The 15331-nt window shown below is 51.7% G+C and carries 16 protein-coding genes; 4 read left to right on the top strand and 12 right to left on the bottom strand.

The window, feature by feature from the left end:
• Positions 1–18 precede the first annotated feature (18 nt).
• Together DFR30_RS04680 and DFR30_RS04675 are read right to left on the bottom strand one after the other, a co-directional pair.
• On the bottom strand, positions 19–624 hold the full coding sequence (locus DFR30_RS04680; protein ID WP_207891808.1) for a Tll0287-like domain-containing protein: 606 nt from the start codon (positions 622–624) through the stop codon (positions 19–21).
• Positions 625–764: 140 nt separating this feature from the next.
• A complete protein-coding gene (locus DFR30_RS04675; protein WP_132971562.1) occupies positions 765–1721 on the bottom strand; it encodes a hypothetical protein in 957 nt (318 codons plus the stop codon).
• A gap of 440 nt (positions 1722–2161) precedes the next feature.
• Between DFR30_RS04675 and DFR30_RS04670 the strand changes: the two genes are divergently transcribed.
• Positions 2162–2578, top strand: coding sequence for a DUF4279 domain-containing protein (locus DFR30_RS04670; RefSeq protein WP_165869091.1), 417 nt, complete (start codon positions 2162–2164; stop codon positions 2576–2578).
• Positions 2579–2617: 39 nt separating this feature from the next.
• Here DFR30_RS04670 and DFR30_RS14240 read toward each other — a convergent pair whose 3' ends face one another.
• From DFR30_RS14240 to DFR30_RS04635, 8 genes are all read right to left on the bottom strand, one after another.
• Complete coding sequence (locus DFR30_RS14240) at positions 2618–2779, bottom strand: hypothetical protein (RefSeq protein ID WP_165869090.1); 162 nt, start codon at positions 2777–2779, stop codon at positions 2618–2620.
• A gap of 121 nt (positions 2780–2900) precedes the next feature.
• Complete coding sequence (locus tag DFR30_RS04665; RefSeq protein WP_132971560.1) at positions 2901–3923, bottom strand: tetratricopeptide repeat protein; 1023 nt, start codon at positions 3921–3923, stop codon at positions 2901–2903.
• A complete protein-coding gene (locus DFR30_RS04660) occupies positions 3920–4429 on the bottom strand; it encodes an FKBP-type peptidyl-prolyl cis-trans isomerase (RefSeq protein ID WP_132971559.1) in 510 nt (169 codons plus the stop codon). Before DFR30_RS04660 ends, DFR30_RS04665 begins: the two co-directional genes overlap by 4 nt.
• A 32-nt stretch (positions 4430–4461) precedes the next feature.
• A complete protein-coding gene (locus DFR30_RS04655) occupies positions 4462–4815 on the bottom strand; it encodes a hypothetical protein (protein ID WP_132971558.1) in 354 nt (117 codons plus the stop codon).
• A gap of 113 nt (positions 4816–4928) precedes the next feature.
• Positions 4929–6794, bottom strand: coding sequence for an adenylyl-sulfate reductase subunit alpha (aprA, locus tag DFR30_RS04650; RefSeq protein WP_132971557.1), 1866 nt, complete (start codon positions 6792–6794; stop codon positions 4929–4931).
• Entirely contained in the window at positions 6794–7276 is a 483-nt protein-coding gene (gene aprB / locus DFR30_RS04645; protein ID WP_132971556.1) for an adenylyl-sulfate reductase subunit beta, read from the bottom strand. The genes aprA and aprB overlap by 1 nt, the downstream gene beginning before the upstream one ends.
• A 39-nt stretch (positions 7277–7315) precedes the next feature.
• Positions 7316–8167, bottom strand: a complete 852-nt coding sequence (locus tag DFR30_RS04640) for an adenylyl-sulfate reductase (protein ID WP_132971555.1) — start codon at positions 8165–8167, stop codon at positions 7316–7318.
• A 589-nt stretch (positions 8168–8756) separates the two neighbouring features.
• Positions 8757–9479, bottom strand: coding sequence for an HPP family protein (locus tag DFR30_RS04635; protein ID WP_165869089.1), 723 nt, complete (start codon positions 9477–9479; stop codon positions 8757–8759).
• A gap of 116 nt (positions 9480–9595) precedes the next feature.
• Between DFR30_RS04635 and DFR30_RS04630 the strand changes: the two genes are divergently transcribed.
• The gene (locus tag DFR30_RS04630; RefSeq protein ID WP_132971553.1) at positions 9596–10459 is read left to right on the top strand and encodes a LysR family transcriptional regulator; all 864 of its coding nucleotides are present in this window, start codon (positions 9596–9598) and stop codon (positions 10457–10459) included.
• 24 nt (positions 10460–10483) lie between these two features.
• On the opposite strand, the gene DFR30_RS04625 is transcribed toward DFR30_RS04630, so the two are convergent.
• Complete coding sequence (locus DFR30_RS04625; RefSeq protein ID WP_243640679.1) at positions 10484–11104, bottom strand: TusE/DsrC/DsvC family sulfur relay protein; 621 nt, start codon at positions 11102–11104, stop codon at positions 10484–10486.
• 403 nt (positions 11105–11507) lie between these two features.
• Here DFR30_RS04625 and DFR30_RS04620 point away from each other — a divergent pair, with 403 nt between their 5' ends.
• Positions 11508–12437 (top strand): hypothetical protein, encoded by a 930-nt coding sequence (locus DFR30_RS04620; RefSeq protein WP_243640678.1) that lies wholly within the window; start codon positions 11508–11510, stop codon positions 12435–12437.
• A 30-nt stretch (positions 12438–12467) separates the two neighbouring features.
• Here DFR30_RS04620 and DFR30_RS14645 read toward each other — a convergent pair whose 3' ends face one another.
• The gene (locus DFR30_RS14645) at positions 12468–12599 is read right to left on the bottom strand and encodes a hypothetical protein (RefSeq protein ID WP_279386873.1); all 132 of its coding nucleotides are present in this window, start codon (positions 12597–12599) and stop codon (positions 12468–12470) included.
• 356 nt (positions 12600–12955) lie between these two features.
• On the opposite strand from DFR30_RS14645, the gene DFR30_RS04610 reads away from it, so the two are divergent.
• On the top strand, positions 12956–15319 hold the full coding sequence (locus DFR30_RS04610; protein WP_132971551.1) for a hypothetical protein: 2364 nt from the start codon (positions 12956–12958) through the stop codon (positions 15317–15319).
• Positions 15320–15331 lie beyond the last annotated feature (12 nt).

Raw genomic sequence — 15331 nt, 5'->3', positions numbered from 1 at the left:
CTCCTCGTGAAGCGGTTATCAGTCTTCAAGTGGTTGCTTGATACTGACCGCACCGCGCAGATCACCGGGTTTGTAGCCAACCGCCTTGTCGTGTGGATACATGACGTTCAATCGTTCGCGAACCGGTTGGGCAATTTGTGCCGTGCTGCCGTGGCAAACCATACACTGTGGCGCTGTCCCGATGGCTTTCATGTAGCGCAGTGATTTACCAGCCGGCTCTTCAACCACCTCATAGTGTGTCATGCCGGAATATTTTTCACCCTGTGCGGCGCGCTTTTCGAATGACTGCAAAACGCGCTGCTCCCAGGCGTCCGGCATACCAAGCATCGGATTGCGCACTCGCGTACCGACGCGTGTCACTTTCCAGCCTTTCTTCAGCGAGATGTCATTGGCTATCTTTGGTGCAGCATCCCGGCAGACCGACATGGCAGCGACCGGTCCACCAGACTGCATTTCATGCTTCATGGTCCCGCCGAGCTGTTTCAGAAAGGCGGCCGCCGTAGTGTTAGCCTCATCAATGCGAGCTTGTATATCAGCATCAGGTGCAAGATTCCCTGCCAGAGTGAACGTGCTGGCTGTTATCAATGCGGTGACTGCCAGTAAACCCCGAACATTAATCTTCATGTCTTTTCTCCTGCCATGTGTGAGTCATTGAGCTCATTGAATATATCAACCGGCCACCAGCCAGATTCATCCCGGGTTATGTGGGTCGAACATGTTGAAGGCTAGGCACTTTTCAAGCGCTGAACCCTCATGCACCAGAATTACTCCAGCAGATTGTAGTTCTCGCCCTGGTTGGTGTTGACGTTGGGGTCATATAACGCGTCATCGGTCTGAATCGACATACTGGAATCGTTCGGATTGACGTAATTATAGTCATGGTAGCCCTCCACCTGGTACTGCGTGCCAGTATTCGGATCGGTCATTTGCCGGCGCTCGTGGATGGAATCCACGTATTGCTGCTGCGACCGGTCCGATGCTGCGTTGCGATCCTGCCAGGCCTTGAAGCTTCTGTCGCTGGTATCCATGTTGTTCTGGTGGATCTGCTGCTGGCGCATGTTGAAAGCTCGCTGACGTGCGTTTTTGTTGTTCAGAAATTGCATGTGCTGCGAATTAAGGCCCTGCACGTAGGCCGGGTCATACTTGCTTGAGCGTACGAAGCGGAAGAACTCGTCCCGTATTTCCTTGAAAGCGTTTCTACGGGATGCCGGTATCGAAACACCGTAATAGTCCACCATTGACATCGGAGCACCGTTATTCGGGATAACGCCGACCACGAACACAGCCGTGCCAATCGTTTTTTCCTCCTGGTCTTCAAAGTCAAATGCATAGCTGGCAGCCTGCTGACCTTGTTTGTAAAGCAGCTGGCTGTCCAATTGCAGCTGGTGTTGTGTAATTTCCGGCACCCGGTAGCGCCGGGTAACCACCGCTTTGTTCTGTGCAGTTGTCTGTTCAACTATATTGTTGACAAGCTGCTCGGGGCCGATCGTGTACGGGGAGGATTTGAGGGCCCCCCTGTGGTACACCACACCATCAGGGTTTTTACAGAAGGCCGTCGGATCGTCCGGAACCTTGATGAAGCATTTGAAGTTCGACGGCACATGCCAGTAGGATGAATTCACCCCGGAATCTTTCAGCGTGACGACCTGGTACTTGTCGGCAAGAGCGACACTGGTCAGTAGAGGGCATAGCAGAAAACAAACAAGCCCGGGAATCTTCATGATTCTTCTCCTCGTATGTTGATCTTGCTGAAATAAGCGCCAGGTTCACTAAACGCAAACCTGGGACAACACACCTTACCCGACCGCTTGTTTTCGCTGTCGTGGCTCAATGTTTTCTCTGTTGTTCATTATAGTCACACGCCGGCCATCCTGGTTGCAGATCCCTCTGCGAAGCTCGTGCGACCCGGTGAGTTGTGCGACGAAGGCAGCCGCAAAAGTCCCGCACGAGTTGTGCCGAGCCTGAACAGCGGTTAGAGAAATCCTGTATCTTATTGTATTTATTTGCGTAATTATATATTTCCGTTGACAATTTTGCATAACAATGCGCAACCGACTCTCGTATTGACTGCGCAGAAGTAGTCTGTGGTTGCCTGTGCTTGTTAAACCTATGCGCTATAATCACTCGCACATATTTACAATCAATTGATCAGGGAAATATTTTGGCTTCCAATAAAGCAAGGGCCTACTTCGCGCTTAGCGGCTATCATTTCAACCCCGATAACATCACTCAACTGCTTGGCATAGAACCCACGACAGTCGATGCTTCAGGTGCACGCAGTGGACTGGATAAACCCGTGATCAGTTCATGGGAGTTATCAACGGAAACGATGACTGATGATGTTGATGTTTATGAATTGACGAACGAACTTATCAAGCAGATTGAACCGGCCAGGGAAAAGATTCTTGAAGTGATAAAAAGCCACAACCTGTCGCCCAGAATTGGCGTGGTCATGGTTTTGTCAGTCGATAAAAACGAAACAGCACCCGATGTTGGTTTCGGCGCCAGAACGATTCGTTTTCTGGCAGATATTGGTGCTTTTATTAATGTGGATTACCAGCTTTCTGAGCGCCTGTAGTAGCCGCGCGACCCTTGCAGGTACGCGCGGCTGAATGTCTCAGGGCTTCTTGGGGGTCTTGTAAGGCACTTCTTTCTGGAAAGATTCCCAGGTGGTTTTATAGCCAACGTAGCCTTTTTCATTAGCCGCCATCTGAGTGGTTGTCAGATAACGTGACTTACCTTCAGGAACCTTGGGTCGGGTTTTTGGTGCATCGCTCATAGTCATAACTCCTAAATGGTTGAAACGAGAGGAATATAAACAGGTTTGTCAGCTCCTCCCACTTAACTGACATAAACAACAAAATCTGACGCCCTTCTGTTTCCCGACAAATCTGCCAGTACTAATCGACGGTGCCAGGGCACTTTGCCTTACTAATTTGTTCCTCGCAATGCTTTAAACACAGGGGTTGAAGAGCATGCGGAAAACATTCGATAATCAATTCAAATTCATCAGCCACTTCATCGGTGAGTGACGCATCTTTTGTTAACTCAGCCAGCACGCTTCGAGCAGTCGACTTGTTTACCCGGCATAGCACGGCAAGATGAATGGGGAGTTGCTGCTCCATGCAGACTGTCAATGCCGTCTCATACGATCTTATGGCTTCTTCAAGGCGTTCCGCATTTTCTTCTGATTCAGCCAAATGGTGCAGTACTGCACCACAGTTATTGTGTGTGGCGGCCAGCTCGAAAGCGTTATTATCAGCATCGAACTCTGCGATTGCATTTTTATAGGCGACCACGGACTTTTGAAAAGTTCGGTTACCTTTTAAAAACCTGCCATACGTGTGGAACGTTGCACCCAGTTGATGCATGGCCGATGCCCATTCCTCAGGCGTCTCTTTTCGAGACCATACCAACAAGGCACTGGTATAAGCATCACTGGATTCTTTCAATAATTTCGCGTTATCCAGCTGCCGGCCCAGGGCCTGCTTTGCGGTTCCCAGGTTATTTTGGGTTGCGGCCCAGTCGAGTGGCGACTCTTCCTGGTTAAACACTTCCAGCGCATTGTTAAAACACTGAATAGCTTTTTCATACAATTCAACATCTCTCAGCTGTTGCCCCTGTGCCGCAAGAATATTGCCAAGACTGTTCCGGGCCTCAGCCCAGGCTAATGGCGCCTGCTCGCGATATTCATCTGTCAGGTTTGCCTCAAGTGCCTCACGCGCGCTGTCAAGAACATTGGAACTGAAGCGATGCTGTTCATAATTTCCCCGCGTATAAAGAAAATTATCAGCGGCAGTTACGCTGGTATCCGGCGCAGCAACGTCAGCCAGAGCGTCACCAAGCCTGGCTATTGTATTTGCTATCGAGAGTTCCAGGGCCTTATTGACCGGGTAAAACAGGTAAGTATTAGAGAATTTCATTTTGCCCGACTGAGAACCTCATTTATGTCCGGATCGGCATCAACAGCTCCGCCAAGGTCAATTTCTTCCTCGGTAGCTTCACGTATATTCAACACTTCCAACGTGAAAATAACGTCTCTGCCACACAGTGGATTATTTCCATCGACGGTTAATGTTTTATCATCGAAACGGGTGACGATAAAATTTCTGGGCTCACCCTTTTCATTTTCCATGGTAATGGTCATACCGATCTCTCGATACTCTTCAGGTACATTTTCGATATGGTCGGTAAATACAAGTGATTCGTCTCTCTCACCATATAGCAGCCTGGTATCGACAGGCACCTCGATGACATCACCGACCTTTTTACCATCCAGTTGTTTTGTCACCTGCTCAGACAGAACATCATTCACACCGTGAACATAGCCCAGAGGGAAATCAACAGTAACGAGTACATCACCGGTTTTTTGATCGATGACCTTGTAATTCAGTTCAACGAATTTCTCGTTTTGTATTGTATCTGACATGACTAGCAAAACCTGTTATCGATAAAGCTGCCCTAGAACAGCGTAGCACCAAAGATTTTCACCTTGTCCTTTTCATAACCCAGCACCAGTCTGCCCAGCCATTCACCCTCTTTCTTGGTATGTCTTTGCTTATACAAAACCGTTACATGTTCACCACGGCGTATCATGCCAAGATATTCGTAATCTTCAGCCAGGTTTTTTGTCAATTCACTTCTTGCAAACTGTTTACCCATCTCGATTTCATTTGCACCCATCAGCATGGCGGTTGCGAAATTGCGGGTGAAAGCACCGTAGTTTTGTTCATTCGAGTATTTAACAAGATCAGCCCACATCGGGTGTGCCAGTGCCAATATCTCTTCATCTGTTTTTTCAATAATATTCGTCATTCTACTGCTCGTTTAAACCATAGATAGAAAGAAAAAAAGACCAACAAATAATATGTTGGTCTTTTTTTTGAGACAAGCAAAAATCATCGTTGATTTTTTACTCAGCCAATACCCTATTCATCGCCTACCAGGTGATAAAGGGGTGCTTTCTCCATAGTGTACTCACCTGTTTTGCGATCACGATGAGAAACTGTCAGTACGTGCCAGTTTTGATCATCCAGCTTCATCGCATCACCACGGTAGTAGTAACCAGGCCAACGTGTTTCCTTACGGAACAAAGTATGCTGGAACACACTTTCAGAAGTCCGAACACGGTGATGTAATTCCCATGCACGCAACAGCTCGTGTATATCTTCTGCCGCAATTTTCTCCATATCTTCCTCAAGCAGTTTCATCTTCTTGAGACCGATCTGGAGCAGTTTTTCGTTGGTCATATAGTTGACACCAAAACCACCACAATACTCATCCATCAGTTTCTGCAAACGATCCAGACCCTGTCTTGGATTAATAAAGTTTGGATTAACCGAGCCAGCAACGACTTCGTTGCTATAAACCCTATGGGTTTCCAATGGTTTGTAGATTCTGGTCTTAAGGTCTTCAATCTGCTTTTCAGAGACCCGAATGCCTTCAGCTTTACCATCATCAATATATTTACAGGCCGCTTTGGCAGCCAGACGACCTTCAGTGAAAGAACCTGATGAGAATGCGTGAGGTGTACCACCGACCGCATCACCTGCACCAAACAGACCTTCAACGGTGGTCATACGGTTATAGCCCCAGAAGTATTCATCAGGGGAAACATCTTCCGGACCTGAGCACCAGGCGCCACAACCGGTGGCATGTGAACCCATGACGTAGGGCTCGGAAGTCGTTAATTCAGGGTTTTCGTACTTGGGATCAACGTCTGTTGCCGCCCAAAGTACCGCCTGACCAACGGTCATACCCAGGAAGTTGTGCCAGCCGATCTCTTCAAGATGAGGATCCTGGAAGGCTTCCATGGTGACCATGTGGATAGGACCACGACCGGCATTCACCTCAGAGATAAAGGCATGGTTACGCAAGCAGGTCGGAATTGGCTTATGCGACAAATGCTGACCTTCGGTATCCAGGTATTCTTTACCGACCATTTCGGTCAGCTTCGGGAACCACTTGGATTCATACTCTTCACCCAGACCATTTTGGGTATACGTTTTGAGGTGGAGGAAGTACGCGCCGACAGGGCCGTAACCGTCTTTGAATCGAGCCAGTACGATACGGTTTTCCATCTGTGTCATCTTCGCGCCTGCTTCGATCATCAGACCGTATGCAGAGCCAGATGACCATGGGGCATACCAGACACGACCCGCACCTTCACCGACTGAGCGTGGCTTGAAGATGTTGGAAGCACCACCGGCACCACAGATAACGGTCTTGGACTTGAATACGTGGTAGTTACCCGTACGCACATTGAAGCCAACAGCGCCCGCGACGCGGTTCTCTTTGCCATCGTCCATTAGCAGATGGGTTACGCAGATACGGTTAAACACCTTATCCGCTGATTTTTTCGCGGCTTCTGCAACAATCGGCTTGTATGATTCACCGTGAATCATAATCTGCCAGCGCCCTTCACGCATGTAGGTGCCCTTCTTGGGGTCCTTCATCAACGGCAGGCCCCACTCTTCGAACTGGTGAACCGCGGAGTCAACGTGACGCGCCATATCAAAAGCCAGATCCTCACGCACCATGCCCATCAGATCCATACGTGCATAACGGACGTGATCTTCCGGGTTATTTTCACCCCAGCGTGTACCCATGTAGCAGTTGATCGCATAAAGACCCTGGGCTACTGCACCAGAACGATCGATGTTGGCTTTTTCCGCAATGACAATCTTTTTGTCCTTGCCCCAGTATCTTGCTTCAAATGCAGCACCGGTACCACCGAGGCCCGCACCTGCAACCAGGACGTCGATATCGTCTTCAATAATAGTTTTGTAGGCCATTAGTAGTACACCCCTTCTTTCAATTTCAGGCCATTTGACTCAAGCGTGTGCAAGCCACCTTCATCCATGCGGATATACTTGGGCTCGTTGAACAATAGCTCACTGTCACGCATTTCGTTACCTGGCGATGCTTCACTAGCTAGCTGAGGAATGGCTGTGCCCCAGGGCTTGGTTGTGATAGGCGCTAAAAGCTCCATGTCTTTTTTGCCGTTGCGGAACTTGATGCGCCACGCAATGGTGCCTTTTTCCTCGTCACGGAGAACACGAACACTGTGACCCAGAGGAGCAAAGTCAGCATAGCCACGTACGTCAATTGCCTGATGAGGGCAGGCTTTTACGCAGGAGTAACATTCCCAGCACATGTTAGGTTCAATGTTGTAAGCACGACGAAGCGTTTTATCGATGTGCATGATGTCAGATGGGCAGATATCAACGCACTGGCCACAACCATCACAACGAGTCATATATACAAAAGTTGGCATAATATATTCTCTCTTTCCTTAAAGAATCGTAACTGAATTTTAGTAGTGGTTTGGTGGCTCACGCTTGATACCAAGCCCCATGTAAGGCGGGTTCTTACCCATGTATTGCGGGATATCCGGGAATTTTGCCTGTACTGCAGGATCTGTCAGATCGTAATCAGCAGGTAAATTTTCCCTTGAACCATCTGCCTTGGTAACACGCTTTTGAAAGGCGGCGGCAGGCTTGAAGAACATATGTGCGAACTTGGACCATAGAACGGTACTAAAGACTGTCGTGCTCGAGATGACGAACAAAACGAAGAACAAGGTCGACCATCCGGCAATGCCGTTCGACTGTGTATAGGACCAGATCAAAGCGAACGTCGCGGTTGCGAGAAGCGAGACAATAAACAAATCCGCACGTTCGAAGCGATACCACCGAAGGCCTTCCGCAGACACATCAACGCGGATAAAAAACCAGAACCAGTATCCACCAATAGCCAGCATCAGTGCGCCGATGTGCCACAGTTCCGGCAGGATGGCTGGCGTGGGCGTCGCCGGCGTCGGATAGGCAAAAATCATGATGGCTGATGTAACGATAAAAATAATGAAGCCATACATGGTCAGAAGGTGGGAGAGCCTGCGTTTTACGTTGCAGAATTCACCGGAAGTCAGGACTTCATTAGCCAGCACCCGAACGGCAATCGCTGCCTTTTCACCCGTGCCTACAGACCGCTTCGCGTTCTTTTTCGCTTTTTTCGCATTCTCAAAAAAATACTGCGCGCTTTTCTTGTGGATCATATCAAGCACGGTGCCGCCTATGACCATCAGCACCATCAAAATGACGTATGCCTGCATAACAGAGGCTGGTATAGACGCCGAAAGCTCAGAAAAGGGATTGCTCGTGAACATTAAATTATCCTCAGAATTGTTATCTCAAAAACTGTTACGCGATTATTGTGAACCACTCTACCCACGGTATTACCACCTCAAGTCCACGCTCTGACCCGACGTCCGTACCAAGACAGTCCCAATGAACAGGCGTTGACTGCCTAGGATATCACAAGCGGGCAATTTTCTGAAAGTGGCAGATTTAAAAATTATCACCCGAAACCGCTGACTTAAGACTGACGCCGAAACACCAAATGCCAATCCAGATTAGTGTTGGTAAAAACAGGGTAATTACCGTCTCCGGAGACCCGCGCAGCCCAGGGAGGACAAGAAAAATAGCGACGAACAGTAAAACCGTTGACCGCTTGAAGTCATTTTATAAATTATGAAGCGCTTGTGACGTTTCTCGTCGCGCTGCGCACGCCCCGGCTCGAATTCCCGACTGCCTGGTTCGCAGATACATCTCCAGACCCATACAACCACATGAAAACAAACATAAATCAAGAGTATTAATGCCCGACAAATTTCCGCCAGGTGGCACGCCATCAACGTACTGAATCAGCTCTGTGCCAATACGGCTAAAAAATTACTGGAATGCAACCTGCTTCTGCTACCCGTGGTCGTACCCCTGAGGCCGCGCGCCAGATTCTACATGCCGCCGGGTCGCCAGCTTATAGATTTTCAGCAGATCCTCCTCGGTAACATCGACAAAAGTATCAATGTGACTCAGGGCATAAACGAAGTCTTCGTGATTGATCGGCTCATACCCCTTGACGACCGGTCCGGGCGCGGCGCGCTTCAAATGCAGATGAACCGGATAACGGCGCCATTTGAACAACCCGTTAAAGGCGATAGCGACAAGCAGTATGGTGATCGTATTAAGCAGGATGGGCGCGTATTCATAGGCGTAACCCAACTGATGCAGTTTCTCCGACCCGATCACGGCAGCCAGCGCGGTTGCACCGACGGGGGGATGGATGCAGCGCGCAAAGTACATGGCGCCGATAGCCAGACCGACACTGGCAGACGCTGCCACCGCGTAGTCCGGTATCCATTGCCAGCACGCGACGCCAATCACTGCGGATATTGCGTGCCCGCCCAGTACGTTCCAGGGTTGTGAGAAAGGCGCATGTGGCGCGGCAAAGAGCAGCACAGCGCTCGCCCCCATGGACGGCACGATCATTACCGAAACTGCCGGGTCCAGCAGCCACTGGCTGGTCATGAAAATAGCGAAAATACCGAGAAAACCTCCCAGCGTGGAGAGCAATTTCTCACGGACATTTATTTTTTGACGGCTAAAACCGATCAGATCCAGAAACTCTGCAAGGTTCATGAATGCTCCTTTTAGCTGAAGTTTTGCATCATAGTAGTGCAGTCTATAGGTGACTAATGAAATATATTTCATGATAATATCGGAATTTTCGATATATAGGGCATGAATGCATCAGGATGGATATCGACCAGGCTCGCACTTTTCTTGCGATTGCAGCCCATGGCAGTTTCCTGGAGGCAGCCCGGCGCCTGCATGTCACCCAATCGACCGTCAGCGCCCGCATCCAGAACCTGGAAGATGAACTGGGTGCCAGGCTGTTTGTGCGCAACCGGGCCGGGGCCAGCCTGACACCGGCCGGGCAACGCTTTCTGCAACATGCCAAGACCCTGGTGCTGACCGTGGAACAGGCGCGCCATGACGTGGGATTGCCCAGCCGTTTCAGCGCCAGCCTGCGGGTTGGGGGACGTATCGCCTTGTGGGAGGACTTCCTGCCGTCCTGGGTTGGCTGGATGCGCCGAACCGCACCGGACGTTTCTATCCGCAGCGAGATCGGGTTCGAGGAAGACCTGATGAGGCGACTGATCGAAGGCACACTCGATATCGGGCTGATGTACACGCCGAGCCACGCGCCGGGCCTGATCGTGGAACGCCTGTTCGACGAGACACTGGTCATGGTCAGCACGCATCCTGATACACGCTGGCCAGGTGAGGACTACATTTACGTGGAATGGGGCCCGGGCTTTTATGCCAGGCATCTTGAAAGCTATCCCGACCTTGAACGGCCGGCGCAGGTCGTCAACATCGGCTGGCTGGGTATTCAGCTCATCCTGGCAAACGGGGGCTCCTGTTTCCTGCCAGTCCGTATGGCCCGCTCCTTCATTCAGGCCGGCCGCCTGTTTCGTGTGGCTGACGCCCCCGAATTTCTGCATCCCGCCTATATGGTGTTCCCGCGCGAGGCGGACAGTGAGGTGTTACAGTCGGGCCTTGCCGGATTGCGTGAACTCGCGCTACAGGAACAGACCAGCGGCTCCGTTACCTGACGGGTCGTCCTTCCTCAACCTGCATCAATGTTCGCCCTTGGTACGCAGCAGTCCGGCAAGGCGGTTGCCCTGTTTCTGCGGACCGCCAACAGGAAATAGCGTATGCAGATAACGATTGGAGCCACGCTCCGCATCCCAGAGCTTACGAAAATGTTTGATCATGTCACGGACACTGGCCTGGTGACCGTGTTCAGCGTAGTGCTTACGTAGAAACCGGATAACCTCCCAGTGCTCGCCAGTGAGCGTCAGCCCCTCACGCGCAGCCTGAACTTTTGCAAATGCCTCCGACCAGTCGGCGGGATTCACCAGATAGCCCTCACTGTCGGTCAGAATCGTTCGACCTTCCACCTCAACGGGGCAAGTCGTCATGCCCGGGTAGGCATTACTGCCGGCCGGAAATTCACCCGGTGCACCGGTCGACTCATTGGCCGACTCGGTGACAGACCACAACGCCACGGGAATTTCACCCTCAAGGCGACCGTGATAGCGCTCCACGCCCGAGACCAGCACCTTGCCACTGCCCGGCGGCAAATCGAAATGCGCGACCCCGGTCCGATCGGTCGGTATCGGCCCGGTCTCAACACCATCCGCATCCATTTGAATCACCACCGGCGTACGCTTCAGGGGTTCATTCGTGAATTTCATAAACACTCGCACGGCAATCATTGCTTCACCTCGAAAGAAAAACCTCTTTTCAAACAGCCGCTACCTGCTTACGGTATCGAGCTACTTTGTCGTGCGTGACTATAGGTCGCGTCAGGCTATTCGAATAATGATATTTATTGAATGCTGTTATCGTTTTTTTCGATACATGTTAGCGGCAGGCCGGATACTTAGCGGGATGTTGCGGTATACCCATCTTGCACCCGAGCATTTGAGACGTATTGCGCACCTGGAAAGATTCGAAGAATAACCTATTAATGGTACAACTTAATATCCTGGGTTAAATACAACACAAAAACCGATGAAGAGCGTGTAGAACATGGCTGTGCCCTCAGAAAAACTGGCCCGATCGCTGGAAGCTTTGAAAGCGCTTCAGGATCTTGGCGTGGTCGCTATCCGCTCAAGTGACCTGGGACGTACCGACCGGGAACGCCTTGTTAAGAACGGCTTTCTACAGCCCGTCATGAAAGGGTGGTACATCCCGTCCCGCCCTGATGAGGTGGCCGGGGAAAGCACCGCCTGGTATGCCTCATTCCGGGATTTTTGCGCTTCATATCTGAACGAGCGGTTTGGCACAAACTGGTGCCTGTCTCCAGAGCCGTCCCTGCAACTGCACGCCGGTAACCGCACCGTACCGCGCCAGCTTTTAGTCCGTTCGCCGAAGAGTGATAACAAGATCACAGAACTCCCCCATGGCACGTCACTCTTGACTGTCAGGTACAGCATGCCGGACAAGCGGGACATAGAAACAAAAAATGGCATGAACCTGTATGCCCTGCTGCCAGCCCTGATTGAATGCACGCCCAGATTATTTCAACAAAACCCGACCGATATTCGCGCTGCACTTTCCATTATTTCTGATGCCTCTGAAATCCTTGCAAGACTCCTTGAAGGTGGACATACCACCATTGCCGGGCGGCTGGCTGGCGCCTTTCGCAATATGGGGCGTGATCGCACGGCAGACGATATTGTGGCAACGATGCGCGCCGCCGATTATGACGTGCGCGAATCTGATCCATTTGAAACAAAACAGCCTGTCATCCCCGGCTGTTCGGTTTGTACTGGGGCATTTCATGTTTGTATATATCCACCCTTATATGGATGGCAATGGACGCACTTGGGACGGTTTTTAATGAATGTTATGCTGGCCGCCGGCGGCTATCCGTGGACGGTCATTCCTGTAGAGGAACGCGACGCCTATATGAAAGCACTCGAAGCCGCCAGCAGCACTGAGGATATTGCGCCTTTCACTGACTTTCTTGCTACGCTGGTCAGCGCCAACCTTGAAGGAAAACCAGGGCCAACAGTGCCCTGAGCGCCTTGTTCGCCGTTAGCATTTTAGTCGCTAACTGGCAGCCTGTGACAATGATTCGGCTACGGTGTGCAGCCGCTTGTCCCGTGTCCACAACCGGGCGGTGCCTTCCAGCGCCACGGCGGCCAGCAAATGCGCATCAATATAACCGACTCCCTGCCCCATCAGTTTATGCTGCTCAATGAAATGTAATGTCTCATCCTCGATGACGTGGGTCGTGCAACCACGATACGGGTTTTCAGCTCATAGCAAACCTTCCCCTGATTCGTCAGTGACAGGCGTTTCTCTGAAATGGCCGGGCGGGTACAGGTAAGCCGCCGGCGACGATTGAGTGGGAGTGACCTGATAGCGACAGACAAGCTAACAGGTTTACTTCGTGCGTAAACACACCTTCAATAACTGATTTGCCACCTCATACAGGTGATCGTTATACTTTCCTTCAGTCTGAAAAAATAACAAGCATGGACGCGGTTGCCACACAGGTTATCCTGGCGTCATAACAACAATTCGGGGGATCCTGTATGTCAAATCTGCTGGCACCAGCACGGGTGTTTGTTCTGTTCATTGTGCCTGTCCTGTTCTCTCTGATGGCTCAGGCCGAATCCGACACACTCCCGAAAACGGAAATTGAACAGGCCATCCGCCAACAACTGGATGCCGCCTACGAATTGCGCGAGTGGTCCCACAGCCTGATCAAGCAGGTACGAAAAGGCCCCGTCAGCATCAATCAACTGGCGCTGGAAGTCATCGTCGAGCTGAAAGAACCCTTATACAGGCGGACTGGCCAGCAACACGATGGCAAGCAGCTGGTGCGCCAGACCCGGCCAAAGGGTGAGCGCATTGTGCTGAAGGGTCAGGCTGTGGTGGCCGATACCGGCGGCCTCGGTGCCAATCAGATACAGGTGGTTCTGAGTCCTGGTGCCGAGAATGAAGCAGGCTTGCCACTGGGCAGCTACCCGGCGGGTTTTGTCATTGTCGACAACGAAGCGGAGGCAGCGTCACTCGCTCCAGCCACGCCCGTGAACTCACAAGCGAAAGCTTCTAAACCCGCTCTGGCAGGTCCCGTTCAACAGCTCCTGGGTATGTTCGGTGACCAGAAGGCTATCTGGGGCGAGGAGACCTGGGGTGCCTATAAGGGGTCGCCTGTGGTGCTGCGCGCACTCAAACAGACGGGTGATCACTCGCTGGAAGGCATCATTGATTACCCGAATCAGGGACTGAGCAATCCCTTCGTCCTCATGGGGCCTGCCGGGAGCCTGACGTTGCAGATCAAGCCCGCCAGCCCCGCCGGCAAGGGTGTGCCTCGTACACTGTACCGTGTGTCGCTGGAGGACGATCAACTGGTGGCGCGACGCGGGCCTGTTATTCCCTTAAGCCGCTCGAAGAGCGAATTATTGAGGCAGACTTTTGAGCGCGAACGCGCGCCCTGGCAGTTCGAGGGGGATAAATCCGACTATGCACAGCTGGGTAATATGCTGATCAATGTGAATACCCTGGAACGGGTTAGCGATGGTTGGGGAATCCAGCCACTGGCGCAGGTGACGAACCTGCCGGGCCGCTTCTGGCCTATGCAGACTAACTACCAGTTGACCTCGGCACCTTTCGGCGCTTACCGCGCCAGCGACGTGCATACCGAGGATCCCAAACGCGTATCGTTCAACCCGTTGGCAGGTATCAGTGCGCCAACCTGGGTAGCGTCAGACTTGTCGCGCTATGTCAGCCTGAAACAAGGTGATGTCTGGGCCGGCACACTGGATTGGCAGGCTGGTACTGCCAGTGCACCCCAAAATCTGACCGGCATCGGTGTGCTGAATAATCTCAAGCCCTTTGCATGGTGTGAACAACACGTGTTCTTTTTCAATCCGCAGGCGTCAGACAAACCCATCCTGCGCGTTAACACGCAATCCGGCGAGCTGAAGGAAATGTCCGAAAGCAAGGCGCTTCATCACTCGGCCCAGGGCAGTCCTGACGGCTGTTTTCTTTTCACCAGTGACGGGCGCATGGTGCATTCAGCGCAAGGTGCCAAAAGTAACCTGTATGTCGCCGACCTTCGCAGTCTTGAGACTTTTACTCTGGATGCCAGCTTTGACGGTCGACATTATGTCGGCACACAAAAACAGCCCGCCTTGGCGCAGGCAATCATGGTCCAGTCATGGGTCGGGCGGGGCTTGTTCTGGAGTTCACGGCAGTTCGGCTGGTTCGATCTCACCAATCGGAAGCGTATCAGTCCACATGACTTTGCCGGGGTCGTCAAGGATTTGCCTTATAGTATAAGGCCACTCGATATGTTGCCGATTCCCGGTGATCGTCATATAGAAGTGAGTTATACCGGGTTCTTGCAATCAACAGACGCGCAGAAAGATAAGCAGATCAAAAAACGCTACCGGCTCGAACGTGTAACGGGTAAGGCGATTTCCTTACCTCTGTTCGGTGACGTGGCAAGCAGGCAGGGCGTTGTCTGGGTCGATGAGAACCGTTATGTCTATCCGATCCGTAAAGGTGGATTGAACGAGCTAGGTACCTGGCTCTATGATATTCGCAGCAAAAAACTCACGCGTCTCAGCCACTTTTACGCAGACGAGAAAATTCATGCGCAGAACCGTGCTTTTGCCTCGGCGGCGCAGGCTGTCTGGTCGACGCCCTTGTATCATGACGCAAGTTATCTTGTGTTGCCGGACAAGAACCGCATCCTGTTCAGTGTAATGCGGGGTAATTTACAGGAACTGGTCAGTGTCTCGCTGGATGGAAAAGAGCTGGCCCGCAAGCCAGTGCCTGCCAGCGGCATGACGCAAAGCAATGCCGGTTTCCGACTGCGGCGTCTGCACCCTTATGACATCAGTCTGCCTTTTGTACAGCGAGGCGCTGTTCAAAGTGCCCGACAGTAAGCCGTGGAGCCT

Source organism: Thiogranum longum (genome assembly GCF_004339085.1).
Lineage (GTDB): Bacteria > Pseudomonadota > Gammaproteobacteria > DSM-19610 > DSM-19610 > Thiogranum > Thiogranum longum.
This window is presented reverse-complemented; position numbering and strand designations above follow the sequence as displayed.

Excerpts from the sequence above, each read along its gene's own strand:
- DFR30_RS04680 (WP_207891808.1), bottom strand. The coding sequence starts at position 624 with ATGAAGATTAATGTTCGGGGTTTACTGGCAGTCACCGCATTGATAACA.
- DFR30_RS04675 (WP_132971562.1), bottom strand. The coding sequence starts at position 1,721 with ATGAAGATTCCCGGGCTTGTTTGTTTTCTGCTATGCCCTCTACTGACC.
- DFR30_RS14240 (WP_165869090.1), bottom strand. The coding sequence starts at position 2,779 with ATGAGCGATGCACCAAAAACCCGACCCAAGGTTCCTGAAGGTAAGTCA.
- DFR30_RS04665 (WP_132971560.1), bottom strand. The coding sequence starts at position 3,923 with ATGAAATTCTCTAATACTTACCTGTTTTACCCGGTCAATAAGGCCCTG.
- DFR30_RS04660 (WP_132971559.1), bottom strand. The coding sequence starts at position 4,429 with ATGTCAGATACAATACAAAACGAGAAATTCGTTGAACTGAATTACAAG.
- DFR30_RS04655 (WP_132971558.1), bottom strand. The coding sequence starts at position 4,815 with ATGACGAATATTATTGAAAAAACAGATGAAGAGATATTGGCACTGGCA.
- aprA (WP_132971557.1), bottom strand. The coding sequence starts at position 6,794 with ATGGCCTACAAAACTATTATTGAAGACGATATCGACGTCCTGGTTGCA.
- aprB (WP_132971556.1), bottom strand. The coding sequence starts at position 7,276 with ATGCCAACTTTTGTATATATGACTCGTTGTGATGGTTGTGGCCAGTGC.
- DFR30_RS04640 (WP_132971555.1), bottom strand. The coding sequence starts at position 8,167 with ATGTTCACGAGCAATCCCTTTTCTGAGCTTTCGGCGTCTATACCAGCC.
- DFR30_RS04635 (WP_165869089.1), bottom strand. The coding sequence starts at position 9,479 with ATGAACCTTGCAGAGTTTCTGGATCTGATCGGTTTTAGCCGTCAAAAA.
- DFR30_RS04630 (WP_132971553.1), top strand. The coding sequence starts at position 9,596 with ATGGATATCGACCAGGCTCGCACTTTTCTTGCGATTGCAGCCCATGGC.
- DFR30_RS04625 (WP_243640679.1), bottom strand. The coding sequence starts at position 11,104 with ATGAAATTCACGAATGAACCCCTGAAGCGTACGCCGGTGGTGATTCAA.
- DFR30_RS14645 (WP_279386873.1), bottom strand. The coding sequence starts at position 12,599 with ATGGGGCAGGGAGTCGGTTATATTGATGCGCATTTGCTGGCCGCCGTG.
- DFR30_RS04610 (WP_132971551.1), top strand. The coding sequence starts at position 12,956 with ATGTCAAATCTGCTGGCACCAGCACGGGTGTTTGTTCTGTTCATTGTG.